We start from the raw sequence: 18,365 nt of genomic DNA, 5'->3' as shown, positions 1-18,365 counted from the left end.
ACACCGTCACTCATCAAGTATGAAAAATATATAAAATATAAAGTGATAATGGATTAGCAAGCAACGTTTTTGGGAGTCCAAAAACAACCGCATTCTTACGAATGATAAACAAAGGAGTGTGATATAAATTGCGAAAACGAGATAATAAAGTGAGTTTTAGATTGAGTGATGATGAATTTGAATTATTAAAAAGTAAAGCTGATAAGGCTTCTATGAATGTTCAAAATTTTCTTCTTTATTTGGTATTGAATAAAGAAGTTAAAGAATTACCTAATATTGATTATTACCATTTCATTAATCAGTTTAATGAATTATCTTCACATATTAAAAATCTCATTTCATTAAGTTTTGAATATAAGCAGATTGACAAGGAACAACTAGAAAGAATATTAGAAAGCCTTTCATCAAATATGAAAGAACTTGATGAAATTGTTAAGGGTGTCTAATGGCAACAACAAAATTATGGAAAGTTACTGATAGACTAGATCATATTATTGATTATGTTTATAATATCGAAAAGACCTCGTCACTTATTGATACAGTTCATTATGTTTCTAACGAAGAAAAGACACTTCAAAGAAGATATGTGACCTGTATCAATTGTGATGAAAATGATCCTTGTCAATCCATGAATAATACAAAAAAGATGTTTAATGATGAAAAAGAGATTGTCTGTTTTCATGGCTATCAGTCATTTTTGGGAAATGAAGTATCAGCAGATTTAGCTCATCAAATAGGTGTTGAACTTGCAAAACAACTATGGACAGATAATTTTGAAGTGATTATTACAACTCATATTAATACTGATAATATTCATAATCATATCATCATTAATGCTACATCATTTAAAGATGGTCATAGATTTTGTAATACAAAAGCTGATTATAGAGCCATGCGTCAAACTTCGGATGAACTATGTAGAAAATACAAGCTTTCAGTGATTGAACAACCTTCTCAAAATAGAAAATCAAATCATCACTTCATCAAAAGAATTAAACACTTAATAGTTAATGATATTGATTTAGCTATTGATCAAAGTAATACCTTAACATCATTCTTTCAAATTATGAGATTTGAAGGCTATGAAATCAAACAGGATGGAAATGATATACAGTTTAGACATCCTGATGCAAGAAAATTTATTTCTATAAATGAATTAGAAGAAGATTATAGTATTGATGATATTGAAAAAAGGATAGATAATAAACCATTAATACATCCAGCTGAAAACAAAGCATATCAAAGATATTATACAGTTGTTGAACCTTATTATAGAGAATACAGAAAAGGCTATCTCACTCCACTAGCAAGACGATTTATTCGTTGGCAGTATGAAATAGGCATACTTCCTAAAAACTATTCACGTATGAGAAAATATCCAAAGGAAGTCGCTGAAGCAGTTGTTCGTTTAGAAGAAATCACTCATCAAGTCACGATGATGTGTCAAAACAATATCAATAGTATTGAAGAATTAGATAAATATAAAGATGATAATCAAGTTAAATTGGATGATTTTATCAGAAAAAGAAGACACTGTTATAACAAGATAAGAAGCTTTAAAGATGATCCAGAAAAAGAAAAGCAATATAGAGCATTAATTAGTGAGTATAACAAAGAAATCAAATGGTATCGCAGGGAAATCAAAATGTGTGATGATTTAAAAGAAAGGAGTCTTAAATCAATGGAAAGAGTTGAACAAAAACATACAAAAAATGAAAGGAAGGATAGATCAAGATGAAAATAGAATATGAAGAAATTAATGGATTATTATATCCAAAACTCACATTACCACCTCAAAATGAAATTCACTTAACAAGGTTTGGTAGAAAAAGATTACAGTATTTAAAACAGCATCGACCAATCGTATATACAAATTTATTAATAAGTGGTGAATTAAATGACCATCTTCAAATGGTAGATGATGAAGCAAATGCATTATATGATAAACTGATTGAAGAATATAAAACAAAAAGAAACATTACTGAAGACCTTAAAGAAAAAGATCAAATGAAATGGGTTCAAGAGATGAATAATATTCAAAATTGTGTTGAAGAGATTATAAATCGTAAAATTATCTATATGTGATTTTAAATTTGAAAATTATAGACTTTTTTATTTGAATGAGTATAATATAAGTGAAAGGAAACTTTCATTTATATTGTTATTAAATGCATATTTGGTGCATATTAATAATGAGGTGTTCAACCTCAAAGCATCCTATGATGACGAGTGACGGTTCTGACTCGTCGGTAAAATAAAAAATGACCGAGCGATGATGATGTGTGAGAGCAAAGACACATCGGTAAAATAAAAAATGGCTCAAGGATGCAAGATAGAGGAATCTATAACAGGTTCCTCTTATTTTTTTAGAGAAAAGGAGGATAAGTAAAGTGCATGATTATGAAATAAAAAAGTTGAGTGAACAATTTTATAAAGATTATCCTCATGATCAATATCAAGAAATATTAACTAAAGAAGGAAGAAGTTATGATGTTGTTTTATTTGAGATTGATTATTTAGCAGATTGTTATGTATGTGTACCTTTTAGAACTGAAATGAAACATAATAATGGCTATAAGTTTAAATTTTCTGATAGAAGTAAAAAGCATGAATCAGGATTAGATTTCTCTAAACTTGTTATTGTTTCAAAAGATGATTATATTGGTGAAAGCTCCACTATTGATATTGATGAATATAAAGAATTTGAAAAACAAGAAGATCATATTCATAATAATTTAGAAAAATATATACATGATTATGTTGAGCATGTTAATGGTCATATGCCATTACATATCAAACAATTTGAAAGAAAATATAAGTATTCTACTCTTAAATATTTTCATAAAGAGCTTGGGATTGTAGTGAGAAGTTAAATTTATATTATAATAATCTTTTTAAGGTTATTAATTTAGGTATTAAATTGATTTGATTTGTATTTTTTGATAGTTGTGATATACTTTATTTGTAGAAAAAATCTATTCGTTGGGCTGGTCGCAAGACCCGGGTCCATCTATTAGTGGGTAAGACACCCACTTTTTTTATAGGAAAAGATGAACGTGTTTTAACAAATTAGTTAATTAATAAAGGTAGATTATGAATTTGCTAGAAATTATTTTTTATATTTGAAATAAATCAATATATCATTCGCAATTAGTTGCGATTTTTTATTGCTGATTAAGTAGAAAAAAAGTATAATAAGTAGAGATATGGAGGTAAATATGGCTGTTTCATACAATAAACTATGGAAATTATTAATTGATAAAGGGATGACTGCTACAAATCTTAGAAAAGCAACTGATATTGCACCAAATACAATGACAAGGATAAGGAAAAATCAAGAAGTCTCATTGATTATCTTGGAAAGAATATGTCATTGTATGCAATGCGATTTTGGAGACATAATTGAATATGTTGAAGATGATTTAAAAAATGAAGGCGGTGAAAATATTTGTGATTGATATTGTTGAAGATGAATTAATGAATATGTCTGAAAAACTTTTTAATATGTTATTAAAAGATAGAACAACAAGAAAAAATATTTGTTGGGCAACAGATCATTATGTTATGTTTGGCAATGCATATTATCCCCAAGAGCCTATTACTAAAGAACTTGTTACAGGAAAAAATGCTCATATTATTTCACCGAGAGTTGCTAAAACTTTAAGAGAACAGTCAAAAAGGACAAAGGAGAAAGCAGAAGTTTTTACACCTTCATGGGTATGTAATGAACAAAATAATTTAATAGATGAGGCATGGTTTGGTCGAAAAGATGTATTTAATCAAATTATTAATCAGTCATGGATTACAAATAAAAAAAATATTGTTTTTCCGCAAAATAAGAGTTGGAGAAAATATGTTGATGCAAAAAGATTAGAAATAAGTTGTGGAGAAGCACCTTATTTAGTGAGTAGATATGATACAGTTTCTGGATTAGAAATACCTCTAGAGGATAGAATTGGTTTATTGGATAGAAAACTACGAATAGTGAATGAAAATACTGTAAGTGAAAGTGATTGGTTTGAGTGGGTTAAAAGAGCTTATGAGAGTATATATGGTTATGAGTATCAAGGTGACAGTCTCTTAATAGCAAGAGAAAATTTACTTTATACTTTTATTGAAAATATGGAGTATAAGTTTTCTCATAAACCTAGTGAGGATCAACTTTTAACTATTGCAAAAATTATATCGTGGAATTTGTGGCAAATGGATGGCATTACTATGAATGCACCTTATAGTGAGCGAGATAGAGTGAATACACAATTATCTATTTTCGATTTTTTTGACAATGATGAAATTTCTGAAAAAGAACCGATACCTTGCAAAATATATGATTGGAGAGCAAATACAAGTTTAGAATTTAGAAGTATGATGAATGGAGGTGATAAGTAATGGATGGTAAAGATAATATACAGTTTAAAAATGCCTTTAATTACAAGGTTATTTATGCTTTTACAGTTAATGATGAAATGCATAACGGATTAATAAAAATTGGAGATGCGACTGTCTATACTGACTCCTCGATTGATAAACTCTCGCCTAATTGCAGAGAGTTGAATCAAGCCGCTTTAAAGAGAATTAAGAGTTATACAAACACTGCAGGAGTAATTCCTGTATTATTACATACAGAATTAGCTATTAAAGAAGAACATACAGAAGATGGAAGTATTCAATTAAAAGCATTTAGAGATTATGAAGTACATCGTGTTTTAGAAAATTCAAATATTCATAAAGTAAGGATTGAAGGTAGCATGGGGCGTGAATGGTTTAGTATTGATAAATCTACTGTATTAGAAGCTATTCGAGCTGTTAAAAAAGATTATGCAAATTTAAGCAATTCTAAAACAAGCAAATATACTCCTATCATTTTTAGACCAGAACAAAAAGATGCAATTGAAAGAACAGTTAAACAATTTAAAAAGCATAATCGAATGCTTTGGAATGCAAAAATGAGATTCGGAAAAACATTAAGTGCATTAGAAGTGATTAAACGATGTGGATTTAAAAAGACAATTATTCTTACTCATAGACCTGTTGTTAATAATGGGTGGTATGAGGATTTTACAAAGATTTTTTATGATACAGATTATTTGTATGGTTCAAAGTCAAACGGATATGATGTGGATACTTTAAATAATAAAGGTAAAGGATTTGTTTATTTTGCTTCAATTCAAGATCTTAGAGGGTCAGAAGCTGTTGGTGGAAAGTTTGGAAAGAATGATGAGATATTCAATACAATATGGGATTGTGTTATTGTAGACGAAGCTCATGAAGGAACTAAAACGACTTTGGGTGATGAAACTATTAAAGCTATTGTCAAAGAGGGACTTAAAAAAACGAAGTTATTAGCTTTATCAGGAACGCCTTTCAATATTTTAGATGAGTATGATGAAGAATCTATATATACATGGGATTATATAATGGAACAGGAATGTAAATCAGAATGGGATAAATTACATTTTGGAGATTCTAATCCATATGAAGAATTACCTGAATTACGTATCTATACTTATGATCTTGGTGATTTGCTACATAATAGCAATTATATTACCTATGAAGATAAGGCTTTTAATTTTCATGAATTTTTTAGGACTTGGACGGGAGATTTTAAGGTTGATTATGCACAAATGCCTGTAACTGCTAAAATAGGTGATTTTGTTCATGAAAAAGATATTTGGTCATTTTTAAATTTAATGACAAAACTTGATAACAAGAATAGTTATCCCTATTCGAAAGACGAGTATCGTCAATTATTTAAGCATTCTCTTTGGATGGTGCCAGGAGTTCGTGAAGCAAGGGCATTAAAAAATTTGATGACGAAACATCCGGTGTTTGGTAATGGACAGTTTAATATTATAAATGTAGCTGGAAGTGATGATGAAGAATCAACTAATGCACTAAACAGTGTAAAAAATGCTATTAGTGAAGCGGAAAAAATAGATACATATACAATTACTTTATCATGTGGAAAGTTGACAACAGGTGTAACGATTAAAGAATGGACAGCTGTGTTCATGCTTGCAGGTTCATATTCTACTTCGGCTGCAAACTATTTACAAACAATATTTAGAGTACAGTCTCCATGTAATAAAAATGGTATGATTAAAGAAACTGCATATGTTTTTGACTTTGCACCAGATCGAACATTAAAAATGATATCACAGGCTGTATCTGTATCTTCAAAAGCAGGCAAGACTACTGATGGTGATAAACAAATATTAGGAAAATTCTTAAACTATTGTCCTGTCATTTCAATTTCCGGTTCACAAATGAAAGAATACCAAGCAGATAGATTATTACAGCAGTTAAAAAAAGCGTATGCTGATAAGGTAGTCCGTAATGGCTTTGATGATAGTAATTTATATAATGATGAATTATTGAAATTAGATGAACTTGATATTAAGAAATTTGATGAGTTGAAAGGAATTATTGGTAAATCAAAAGCAGCTAATAAACAAAATGATATTACTGTAAATGATCAAGGTTTAACTAACAAAGAATATGAAGAACAAGAAAGATTAAAGAAAAAACCTAAAAAGGAATTAACTGAAGAAGAAAAGGCATTCTTAGAAGAATTAAAGAAGAAAAAGAAAGTGCGTAACGATGCTATATCTATATTAAGAGGTATATCTATTCGTATGCCATTACTCATTTATGGTGCAGATGTACCATATGATGAGGAAATTACTTTAGAAAAATTTATTAAAAAAGTAGATGATTCTTCATGGAATGAATTCATGCCAACAGGTGTCACAAAAGAAGTTTTCCAAGAGTTTAAGAAATATTATGATGAGGATGTATTTATTGCGGCTGGTAGAAGAATAAGAAATATTGCACGTGAAGCCGATACACTTGAACCAACAGAGCGTGTCAAAAAGATTACTTCTTTATTCTCAAATTTTAAGAATCCTGATAAAGAAACAGTTTTAACGCCATGGCGTGTTGTTAATATGCATATGTCTGACTGTTTAGGTGGTTATGATTTTTGGGATAAAAAACATGAATATGAAATGGATGAACCTAGATTTGTAAATAGGGGTAAGGTAACAGCAGAAACTTTCAACAATACCTCATCAAAAATATTAGAAATTAATTCTAAAACAGGATTATATCCATTGTACGTAACTTATAGCATTTATAGAGCTAAATGCGAAGATTATAATGATGATAAATTAACATTAGAACTTAAAAGAATAATATGGAATGACACAATCCAAAATAATGTCTTTGTGATTTGCAAAACACCGATGGCAAAACAAATAACTCAAAGAACATTAGCAGGATATTCAAATATAAAAATTAATGCACATTATTTTGATGACTTAATCAATCAAATGGAGCATAAGTCACAGCAGTTTGTTGAACGAGTATTGAAACCAAGCTATTGGAAGAAAGGTGAAGTTGGTAAGATGAAATTTGATGCTATTGTTGGTAATCCACCATATCAGATTATGGATGGTGGTAATGGAGCGAGTGCAAGACCTGTTTATAACCACTTTGTAGATATATCCAAACAATTAAATCCATCTTATTTATCAATGATAATACCAGCAAGATGGTATTCTGGAGGTAAAGGACTTGATGAATTCAGAAAAAATATGTTAAATGATGAACATATTACCTTACTAACGGATTATCCAAACGGTCGTGATATATTTCCTACAGTAGATGTGGCTGGAGGAATATGTTACTTTCTACGTAATAAGATTAGAGCAGATAATTGCAAAGTGATTAATTGTTTTAACGGTAAAAGAGATGCTATGATTCGAAAATTAAATGAGTATAATGTTATTGTTCGATATAACAAAGGCGTATCTGTTATTAATAAAGTTAAATTTATTCATAATGATATATATTTGGATTCGGTTGTATCAGCCAGAAAACCATTTGGATTACCTACAAACTATCATCCACAAGAGAATGGAATTCCATGTTGGTTTATACAGAAAATAGGACTACGATTTGCTTTGCCTGAAGATATTGATAATTCGAATGGGTATTTAGATAAATGGAAATTTTTAGCTCCAAAAGCGCCAATTGCAGGACAAACCGATTTTACAAAGCCTCTTGGGTTTTATTATTCGGGGAATACTATTATATCCAAACCAAACGAGTGCTGTACAGAATCTTTTTTGGTTTTATATTCAGCTAATAATGTTAAAGAAATAGAAAATTTTAAAAAATATATCTTCACAAAATTTTCAAGATTTTTATTATTGCAGTGTGTGGTATCTCAAGATGTTACTCGAGAAAAGTTTCGTTTTGTACCAATGCAAAATTTTACTGATAATTCTGATATTGATTGGGATAAACCAATTTCAAATATAGATGAGCAGTTGTTTAAAAAATATAATTTATCGGAAGATGAAATTAGCTTTATAGAAGAAAAAATAAAATCAGTAGATTAGAAAATATGAATATTATTATGACTATAATATTAAATAACTCTTTATCTGATGGTAAGATAGCTTATTTAATAAAATCAATTCTTATGTTTTACAACAAGTCGGAGGTAAATTATAAAAAATTGAGGTCAAAAAATAGAATATCGGATTTAGATAACCGTATTGCAGAGTTTGTTGAAGTTGTTAAAACATTTAAGTCTACTGGAAATAACTATAAAGAGTTTAATTTTAAATTTAACTTTGTAATTAAGAATTTATTATTTTTAAAATATCTTAAATATATTGAAGGTAATCTTACAACTATTTTAATTGATAAAGGTTTAAATATAGATGTTGAAAATTTAAATGTTGATAAAAATATTATGATTTTATCAAGAAGTTTTGGAATGAATTAAGTCAAAAAATAATAAAGACTAAAATAATCAGAATGAAATAGAGTAGATTCAAACGTTGATAAATCAAAGTCTAAAACTAAATCCTAAATAAATATAAAGAAAACTTTTAAATACTATGGCTAACATAGCACTAAAGAAGTTTGAAGCTTTCTCTTGGTTTCTATTAACCAAAATGGGAGTTGAGTTTACTAATAAAGGTGTTCAAATAAGCAATGATGGTGGTATTGATGACTATGGATATAATAAAGAATTGGATGATTATAGAACAATAAGAGTTATTATCCAATGTAAGAGATACAATACTGGACCAGTTACTGAACCAGATATTAATCAATTCTTAAGTGCTATGTACAAGTTTCAAGCTGATTATGGTGTATTTATTATTAATAGTTGTTTCACTAATAGTGCAAAAATTGTTTTAAGAGAGGTTTTTTCGATAATATTGATAGATAAGTAATGACTTAGTTGAATTGGTGATTAGATATAAACTATGCATAACTCCAGTAACAACATATGTATTGGAAGATTTTTATAATGAATAATAATTTGCATTTTTTAAGAAAAAAGTTAGAAACATATAATGATCTATGAGTTAAAAAAATTTAATCTGTTAGTTCTATCAAATATTAATCAAAAAGTACTAATAACGAGTACAAATTGAGTAAAAAATAATCGTTTGTAGAAAAATGAAAATATATGATATAAATTAGAGAAAAATATACATAAAAGTTATGAAAAAAGATAGTAAACGAATTGAAAGGAAGCGAGACCGAAAATATGTTTAATATTTATTACATAAATTATGCCAAAGCATATGAAATAGCAATGTTGATTGATAATAAAGTTCTTGAGAGTAAGACAAAAGAAAAAGATACCTCCATTGAGGGACATATAAATGGAAAAGCTGATGTCACTTCATTGGATAAAGTTCCTTTTATTGGAAAGTATATGCCAAAATTAGATGTTGATGGGGTTCTAAATGGAACAAAATCAAGCAAAGTCATTGATACAGTAAAAGTTATCACAACAAAATCTACTATCTTGGATAGAATTTATAGTAAAGCAAAAGAAGTAAATAAGTTACAAGATAAAACGATAGGTCATTTAATAAAAATTAGAAATGTAACTTTAAAAGTGAAAAATGAAAATGATATTTTGGGAGTCAAAACACTTCTAAGTGGAGCAATTAAGGAAATTGCAGTTGAAGGTATTGGAAATATTAATTTTCCAAATCTTCTAGAAGCGATTTTTAAGGATTCTGCTTATATTTTGGAAGGAACTTTACCAAAAAAGAAATTTAACAAAGAAGAAAGTGTCATAATCAAAATTCCGATGCAACCAGAAAACGAGATGGAAAATCAGTATAGTATATCGGATTTAGAAATTGGAATGGTAACTCTTGTTGGTATCTATCGTGGGAGTTACAAAAGAAAAGAATTGAATGAAAAATTGAATCGGTTCTTAGAAAAATCAGAAGGCGATACAATGTCGGCTCAAGAGGCAGGGATTGCTAGTGATGATGATATAGAAGACGATGATTCGATCAGTATTCATTACATTGATATAATTGCAGTAGTGCAAGATATTAACTTCTAAAGGGGTGTTTCTATTGAGCAAAATTATTGTATATGAGTATAATAAACAGAATATAGATTTAATTGTTGAAGAACTTGGAAAAAAAGGATATGGATTTATGGCTATGCCTCTGACTGATAATATAAGTAATGATGTAAAAGGTACACCTGGTGCAGTTAAAGGTTTAATGGTAGATGTATCTAATTTATATGCTGATGATGAGAGGGCACTTTTGTATACTAAAATTGTTGAGAGCTTAATAAATCAAATTCAAAAGAGTCAAATGGAATCTCAATTATTTATTATTATCAACAGAAAATATTCACAGAACATAAAAGATTTATTGTTCTATAAATTGGAAAAAATAATATCTTTGGAAGAAACTTTTAAATTAGATATACCAATAAATAAAAATGTTGTTGATTTAGAAGAAATAGATTTCGAGAATTTATTATTTAAAATTAATAAAGAATTGGTAGGCCATCAAAAATTTAAAATAATGTTGGAAGAAGAGTTGAGAAAGTTTCGTATATTTAATAAATTAGGTTATCAACCAATTTTCTCTACTTTTATTGTGGGTAATTCAGGAATTGGAAAGACAGAGCTTGCAAGAGTAATGCATAGAAATTTGTCAGCATCAGAACATTTTATAAAGATTAACTTTGGGAATTATAGTGATCAGAATGCATTAAGTAGTTTAATTGGTAGCCCAAGAGGATATATAGGAAGTAGCAAAGGAGAGTTATCAGATAAACTAGCAAACAGTAAATCAACGGTAATTCTGATAGATGAATTTGAAAAATCTAATAAACCAGTGCAGAATTTCTTCTTGCAGTTATTGGAAGATGGTGTGTTTACAGATTCTTTGGGAAGAGAGTATGACCTGAATAAGTACATTATTATTTTTACAGCAAATGTTTCAAAAGAAAAAGTAACAAAATCTTTTGCTCCAGAGCTGTTATCCAGATTTAATTTGAAATATTCTTTCTCCAATTTGAATGCAGATGAAAAGGAGGAATATGTACAGAAAAGATTAAAGAAGTTAGAAAGGGATATTCGAGATAAATTGAATATTACCGTTGATAGCGAAGCGGAAGCAAGAATTCTTGATTTCAATTATAAGAAATATGAAAATATGAGAGATATCAATTCTGAACTTATGAAGAGAATTAGCTCTGAGCTATACCCAGTATTATATAGAAAGTATCAAAATTAACATATTTATTAAAACAAAAATATATAATTGATGAATTTTAAGACTGTTGAAATTTATGCATTTCAATATATTTAATTGCAAAGGAGATTTGTAATGACTATTGATTTTAAAGAGGAAAGAATTAATTATTTAAATAATTGGCCAGATGTTGAGCCATTTGATATTGAAAAAAAGTATTATGATTTGGTAAAAAAATAAAAAGAGAGAACAGTACAATTTTTGTACCTTTCCCATTAAAAAGAAATAATAATGTTTCTTATAACAAAACGATTTCTTTTATGATAGAGGCTATTGATCAAATAGAGAAATATCCAAACTTTTCTTATGAATTTATTTTTAAAGCATATGATTGTTTTATTGAACTCTTTTATCCTTCAATCAGTCAAATAACAGATAAGAATAAAATGATTTGTAATAATGAGTGGAGAAATATTTTGAATTCTCATTCTATATTAAAGAAATCATTTGAAAAACTGATTGCCGCTATTCCAGTAAAAGCATGTCAATATTTGTATATTAGATTAACTGAAAGAACTGGAGACAATAAAGCATATCAAAGAGTTACGACAGATATTAGTGGTAGAGCATCAACTGGTTCAATAAAAAGAAAAGATTTTGTTGATGCTATTGAAAGCAAATATGGATTAGATTATTCAAATTATGGTGAAACAATAAGAAAGGCTAGTTTGTTATATCGTTATTTGTTGAAAAAAAGTTCTATTCATATTAACATGAAGAGTTATAATATTGTTATTGAGGATAAATTGCATATTCTAGTTTCAGGATTTTTATATACACTTCGAAATGATATTATGCATGGATCTAGCATATCAATTACAAAAAGTAGTAAAACTACTTTAGGGACGTTTGCAATTGATTATTTTGCGTATTTGTTATTGTATTATCTACTCCTTATTTTAATAATAGAAAAGTTCTCAAGTGATTATCCTGCTAATGTTTTTGATATTCTCGCTGATAACATAGAAGAAAATATCAGCTTATATAAACAATTATTTGGAAAAGAAATAGAAAAATAACTAATCAATATTTTTGAAATAATTTTAATCTCTATTTCATATAATGATTCAAATCAATATCTCTAACTATACTTATAATATTCTCATGAGAAAATTTACATCTGTCGAGATTTTTAGTAAAAATATTTTCGCAATCATAGAGTTTCTCTAATAAAATTGTATTGATAAAGAGGTGACTGATTTACTAAAGATATCTATAAAAATAAAGTGAATTTTGCATTTTCTAATTGTTAGATTATTTTGAAAGTGTTTTCTCAGAAAAATAGATATTGATAAATTTATATAGATAGTGAATTACCTCTTTGAAAACGCGAATACTTTTTAAGATGTAGTTATATCTCAATATATATAATTTAAAAAATAAGAAAATTAATGAAGTTGAGAATCTTTTTTTATATACTTAGATATGATAGATTGAAAGATACATATAACAATAGCAATGAAAGATGCATGTAAATTAACAACAAAAGCTCTAGTATAACCAATTTACATAAATAAAAAGCTATATAAACTATAAAAAGGCTAGTAATTAACCGATTAGCAGTAAATGATTAATATGAAACTATTAACTGTATCTATCTGTGTTCAAAAAGATCAAATTTGTATTGATCGGAATAATGTTTTGAATTGAACGATTTGCAGGAATCTACAGCTTAACACTTTGCGATTTGTTATATAAGTCTCCTTTAGTAAGAATATGGAATAAAATGTCTTCATAACCTTTTATTCATTACTATGTAAGTTTTGTAATCGCAGGCAGAAAGGAATATAAAATGGACAAAATTAAATTATCAAAGCATGTAAAACATAGCGATACTTTTTACACACCATTCACAGATCCAACAGGAATGGGAGCATTATTGAGCCTTTCTAGTTGGGCTAAATGTTGGTTACCAGAATTTTTATGGATTGGATTAATTATTCATGAGCAAGGAAGAAAAAAAGGTTTTGAAAACTTATATCAAATAATTAAACAGTTGAAAGATTTTGAAATAGCAATGCCACAGATGTCTCAAATATTTACTTTTGAAAAAAGTAAACAAGAGTTATTTTGGCAAATAGTAACACAATATGTAGAAAAAGATGTATTGACGCCATTAACGGTTGTGATCACACCAGATATCAACATAGTATTCTATAACTATTTTTTTAATTTTTCAATGAATATTGATGATAGTATTTCGAAGCTTTTAACTATTTGTAAAGAATGCAACAGATTTCATGATGAAATGACAACAGATATAAGTTTTATTGTTGAGTGGTTTTATATATTGAATGGGAAATTGCAAATTTCTAGTGAGTTGGATCTTCTTCCTAAGGCACTCAATGAATATTATAAACATTTTCATGAAGATAAAATTATGAGCGCTTATAGACCTATTATTAGGGCAGCATTTCAGGGATTATGTGAATTAGATTGCAAAAAAAGTTTTTCGAAGAGCTTTTGGCAATTACTAGGTGAAATATCTGAATGTAATCCATTAAAAATTTTATGGGAAAGGAATGAATCAATGGATTTTTATAAAATGGCTACAAATGTAATAGAGTATTTTTCTGTATCAAATGAAGATAAGAAAATGAATGTAAAATATTCTGTAATTATGGGAATGACATGTTATATATATCGTGTTTATCAGGAAATTGTAGAAAAACAAATGCAAAATGACATTGGAGGTAGAATATTATTTAGGACAATGCTAGAAACATATATTAACTTAAAATATATGATAATGCAGGAAAGTAAAATACCAGATATTTATGAAAGATATAAAGCATATGGTAATGGAAAGTATAAGTTGGTAATGTCAAAGTTGAGAGAGCAAAAATATACTGTTTCAGAAGATTCACAGCTTGATAAAAAATATTTAGAGTTAGTTGTGAATGAGGATATGGACGAAGCTTTTATAAATATGAGCGTTGGTTATTTTGATAAAAGCAGTATTAGGACAAAGTTTCAAAAATGTGGAGAAAACGAATTATATGAAATATATTATGAATATGCTACAAATTTCACGCATGGAATGTGGGGAGCAATAAGGGAGTCTTCTATGCTAATTTGTGATAATCCAGCACATACTTATCATGTGGTTCCAGATTATTATGGAGAGCAAAATTTACGTAGTGTACTTAGTGATAGTGAAATGGTAATGCGAAAGACATTCGATATTATAGCATCGTATGTAGAGATGCCAGATTTTTACATCTAGTAAAATAAATATTTTGAGGGGTGATACAAAATGATTGTGTTGAAACCGCTGAAACGAATGATGAATGAATATAAAATAATACTTGAAAAATATGAGATGAATTTAGAAGATTTTGGTATTAACGATTATAAAAAATTAATAGGGGAGATAAAGTTATTTTGGTATCGTAATCAGAAATATGTGGATTATTTTATTACTCACATTACAGAAGAAGATGAAGTTGCTTTTCTTGCAGGAGCAGTACGATTAGATGTTAAAAGTAATGGACAGTTTGAATATGTTTTAGTAGGAAAAATTAGATTAATAAATGATCCCTTACTAAAAATGGCGGCTTTTTATGGAGGCAATGAAGAGGAAATTAATTTTGAATATATGAATACATATTTGGAAGAATCTATAAAAGATATGCTTATATTATTTAGAGAATATCCTGATGATTTTTATATTATACCCATAGAATTTATTAAAAACACTGAGCAAGATGAATATCATTCTATTTTGAATGATGTTGCTGAAAGAATGGTACTTTCTATGTTTTTGGTGGAATATAAGAGTGTTCATGAATTTTATAAAGATAATGATTCGTATGAAGCTATTGAAGATAAATTATTACCCTACATGAGAAAACAGTTAATATTTGAAGATCTGACGGACATAAATCTTCCGCTAAGATATAGATGTAATAAATATATAAAAGCAAATGAGGATATAATACCATTTATAAGTAAAATGAGCGAAGCAAAGTTATTTTATATGATGGTTTCACAGTTTTGCATGCAGGCAATTGCAATTGCTATGATTATGCAGAGTTTTCATATGATACCATTTATTAGAAATGATATTACATTCCAATATTTTACTATGATATTTCATTCTAATATTATGAATGATTTTTCAAAAAATAATTATTTAATTGCATATATTGCATATGTATTGCAAAAATCATTTGATTTTTCAAATAATGAGTATCAATTTGTTAAAAAGAACCTGGGAAACGGGAAAATAATTAACGCAATCAAGAATTCATTTGAAGTTGGAGAGCTTCCAATTCCAAATGAAATTATAAAGTGTGCTGAAATTTATCTAACCTGTAAAAAAGTTGGTAAAAAATAATATTTTAATTAAATATTTAATTTAGTGTAGCAAATTACTTTTAATATAATGTGTCTAGAAATATTGAGAACAATTTTAACTTTTTCTGTCAATATTACATTGGTAAGGAAATCAACAATAAATTTGATAAAAATTTTTCATTGCAATTCTTATTGACCCTTGTTTTCTAGGTGATTAAAGCTAAAGTGGGGTTAATATGTATATTAAATAGTATTATGATGATATAAATTAGTTAAATATTATAAAACTATTGAAAAATTGATACACTTTTGATACACTAAATTTATCAAAAGTGTATATATTTAATAAAATTGAACTTTATTTTTATTTATTAATATTTTATTGAACTTGAAATCGGTCAAATTAAAATTTGATACAGAGAGTTCGAATAGTGTAGTAAATAGTAGAAAAAGTACGAAATTAAAAGTAATAACAAAGCGGTCTAAAATCTTTGATACATAAGGATTTAGACCGCTTTGCTTTTTTAAAACTGCAAAATACGAGATATTGTACCATGAGGGTAAGCGGTAAATTATGTTGATATGAACATAATTTACCTTATGTTTAGAAAATAATTATGTTAAGAAACTATAGAGAAGTCCTCTTTTTTATAAGGTCTTCTCATTTTTTTTACTTCATTTTCTTAACATAATATATTTATAAAATATATGTACAACACTTATGAAGGAGGTAAGAATATGAAGTCATATGTTAAAAAAGGTACCTATACAATTATCAGATCATTTATGAAAGGAGGTGAAATAACTTTATTTACTAATGATGATTTCAATGAATTATTTGAAAAATATTTTTCTTTCTTAAAAAAAGATTTATATAAGGACAACACAATAGAACAATTATTGTATAGTATTTATTTATTACTGCTTCATTTTGATTCATTGAATTTTAAAATAGAACAGTTAAATATAAAAAGTATTTTAAGCTATACCCATAACTTTTCATCCAAAAAATGGACTGCATCCTATAAAACACGACAAATTTCAAATATACGAAGATTTCTTAATTGGTGTCATAAACAAAACTATCTAAATATTTCTGGTGATATGGTTTTTCCTTACTTGAAATGGAACAAACGAAATACAATTATTTCATTTTATACTGATGAAGAAATTCAAAAATTATTAAACAGTTATGATACTCACTCATCAATTGGAAAAGAACAGTTTCTATTAATAAGTTTAATTGTTTTTCTTGGATTGAGAGTTAGTGATGCTGTGTTTCTTAAATTATCTAATATAGATTTTCAAAATGATAGAATTGTTTTCAATCAATTCAAAACAAAAAAGCTATTGGAACTTCCTCTTATTGATCAGGTGAAATATCCTTTGATTGATTATTTAAAAAATGTAAGACCAAAGGACAGTAATCTTGATTATATATTTATAACAACTTTAAAACCATATCGTCATAAGGAAGAACTGCGATTTCATTATCATATTGTTTCATCTCATTTGAAAAAGTCTGGTATAGATATAACAAATAGGAAACATGGTTTTCATTCTTTAAGACACTCATTTAGCACAAGAATGTTAATGAATAATACACCAATATATTCTATTTCTACAATGCTTGGTCATACATCAGTTGAAGTTACTAATCAATATTTAGATATAGATACGAAATTCCTTAAAGAATTATCTTTAGAGGTGCCGATTTATGAATAAGTTCAAAAGTGTATTAAAAGAAGAATTTTCAATGTTTATAGAAGTTAAAAGAAATGAAGGACTTAAATACAATAAAGAAGAGTATGAATTGTTGATTATTGATAACATACTCTATCAAAATCACATAAAAACAAAAAAGATTGATATGGATACATTCCATCTCATAATGAATAATATTCCATCCAAATCTCAATCTGTAAAAAAAGAAATTTATTCATTAATAAAACAGTTTTCTAAATATATGGAGATTACTGGATTTGATTCCATTGAATATGAAAATATGACATTTATGATTTCAAAATCTTATGTGCCTGTTTTATTTTCTGAAGAACAAATAACCATGATATTTGATGCTTGTGATAAAAAAGTAAATGAAGCTAAAATGACCAGATATTATAAACTGTATTATACTTACTCAATCATACTTCGATTATTATATTCATGTGGTTTACGTGTAAGCGAAGCATTAAAATTGACCAGTGAAGATATTGACTTTTATTTAGGTTCAATCAAAATATACAATTCAAAAAGAAATATGTCTCGAATGATTGTTCTTTCAGATACAATGAATTACTGCTTGAAAACCTATATTGATTGTTTCAATATAAGTGTTGATTAGCATTTTATTTTAACAAATTTTTGGCAAATTAAATTGGATAACAGAAGTAAAAGATATGAGCTAATTAGTAAAAAATAGCAAAATATAATGGCACAAACAATCAAATTAATTTATTC

The 18,365-nt window shown here is 27.4% G+C and carries 16 protein-coding genes; all 16 read left to right on the top strand.

The window, feature by feature from the left end; translation table 11 throughout:
• The first annotated feature begins 128 nt into the window (after window positions 1-128).
• The 16 genes from BR82_RS0109035 to BR82_RS0108960 all read left to right on the top strand — a co-directional run bounded on the left by BR82_RS0109035 (window position 129) and on the right by BR82_RS0108960 (window position 18,249).
• Window positions 129-446, top strand: a complete 318-nt coding sequence (locus BR82_RS0109035; protein ID WP_027089928.1) for a plasmid mobilization protein — start codon at window positions 129-131, stop codon at window positions 444-446.
• A complete protein-coding gene (locus tag BR82_RS0109030) occupies window positions 446-1,738 on the top strand; it encodes a relaxase/mobilization nuclease domain-containing protein (protein WP_027089927.1) in 1,293 nt (430 codons plus the stop codon). Before BR82_RS0109035 ends, BR82_RS0109030 begins: the two co-directional genes overlap by 1 nt.
• Window positions 1,735-2,085: a TnpV protein gene (locus BR82_RS0109025; RefSeq protein WP_027089926.1), complete on the top strand. Its 351-nt coding sequence runs from the start codon at window positions 1,735-1,737 to the stop codon at window positions 2,083-2,085. Before BR82_RS0109030 ends, BR82_RS0109025 begins: the two co-directional genes overlap by 4 nt.
• A 305-nt stretch (window positions 2,086-2,390) precedes the next feature.
• A complete protein-coding gene (tenpIN, locus tag BR82_RS0109020; protein ID WP_034864587.1) occupies window positions 2,391-2,873 on the top strand; it encodes a type III toxin-antitoxin system TenpIN family toxin in 483 nt (160 codons plus the stop codon).
• Window positions 2,874-3,218: 345 nt separating this feature from the next.
• Window positions 3,219-3,458 carry a helix-turn-helix domain-containing protein gene (locus tag BR82_RS0109015; RefSeq protein ID WP_027089924.1) on the top strand — a complete coding sequence of 80 codons (240 nt, stop codon included), beginning with the start codon at window positions 3,219-3,221 and terminating at the stop codon, window positions 3,456-3,458.
• Window positions 3,451-4,389: a restriction endonuclease subunit M gene (locus tag BR82_RS0109010; protein WP_240474537.1), complete on the top strand. Its 939-nt coding sequence runs from the start codon at window positions 3,451-3,453 to the stop codon at window positions 4,387-4,389. Before BR82_RS0109015 ends, BR82_RS0109010 begins: the two co-directional genes overlap by 8 nt.
• Window positions 4,389-8,405: an Eco57I restriction-modification methylase domain-containing protein gene (locus BR82_RS0109005; RefSeq protein ID WP_205618749.1), complete on the top strand. Its 4,017-nt coding sequence runs from the start codon at window positions 4,389-4,391 to the stop codon at window positions 8,403-8,405. Before BR82_RS0109010 ends, BR82_RS0109005 begins: the two co-directional genes overlap by 1 nt.
• Window positions 8,406-8,524: 119 nt before the next feature.
• Complete coding sequence (locus tag BR82_RS15570; protein WP_034864585.1) at window positions 8,525-8,797, top strand: hypothetical protein; 273 nt, start codon at window positions 8,525-8,527, stop codon at window positions 8,795-8,797.
• 115 nt (window positions 8,798-8,912) lie between these two features.
• The gene (locus BR82_RS15565; protein WP_051592805.1) at window positions 8,913-9,254 is read left to right on the top strand and encodes a restriction endonuclease; all 342 of its coding nucleotides are present in this window, start codon (window positions 8,913-8,915) and stop codon (window positions 9,252-9,254) included.
• Window positions 9,255-9,574: 320 nt separating this feature from the next.
• Window positions 9,575-10,393, top strand: coding sequence for a hypothetical protein (locus tag BR82_RS0108995; RefSeq protein ID WP_027089921.1), 819 nt, complete (start codon window positions 9,575-9,577; stop codon window positions 10,391-10,393).
• 13 nt (window positions 10,394-10,406) lie between these two features.
• A complete protein-coding gene (locus BR82_RS15560) occupies window positions 10,407-11,588 on the top strand; it encodes an AAA family ATPase (protein WP_051592804.1) in 1,182 nt (393 codons plus the stop codon).
• Between the two features lie 278 nt (window positions 11,589-11,866).
• Window positions 11,867-12,625 (top strand): hypothetical protein, encoded by a 759-nt coding sequence (locus BR82_RS0108980; protein WP_027089920.1) that lies wholly within the window; start codon window positions 11,867-11,869, stop codon window positions 12,623-12,625.
• Window positions 12,626-13,398: 773 nt separating this feature from the next.
• Complete coding sequence (locus BR82_RS0108975; protein WP_027089919.1) at window positions 13,399-14,832, top strand: DUF5677 domain-containing protein; 1,434 nt, start codon at window positions 13,399-13,401, stop codon at window positions 14,830-14,832.
• A gap of 30 nt (window positions 14,833-14,862) precedes the next feature.
• Window positions 14,863-15,945, top strand: a complete 1,083-nt coding sequence (locus BR82_RS0108970) for a hypothetical protein (protein ID WP_034864583.1) — start codon at window positions 14,863-14,865, stop codon at window positions 15,943-15,945.
• Between the two features lie 698 nt (window positions 15,946-16,643).
• Window positions 16,644-17,630, top strand: coding sequence for a tyrosine-type recombinase/integrase (locus BR82_RS16385; RefSeq protein WP_051592803.1), 987 nt, complete (start codon window positions 16,644-16,646; stop codon window positions 17,628-17,630).
• A complete protein-coding gene (locus tag BR82_RS0108960; protein WP_027089917.1) occupies window positions 17,623-18,249 on the top strand; it encodes a tyrosine-type recombinase/integrase in 627 nt (208 codons plus the stop codon). The genes BR82_RS16385 and BR82_RS0108960 overlap by 8 nt, the downstream gene beginning before the upstream one ends.
• Window positions 18,250-18,365 lie beyond the last annotated feature (116 nt).

It is taken from the genome of Thomasclavelia saccharogumia DSM 17460, from assembly GCF_000686665.1.
Taxonomy (GTDB): domain Bacteria; phylum Bacillota_I; class Bacilli_A; order Erysipelotrichales; family Coprobacillaceae; genus Thomasclavelia; species Thomasclavelia saccharogumia.
This window is presented reverse-complemented; position numbering and strand designations above follow the sequence as displayed.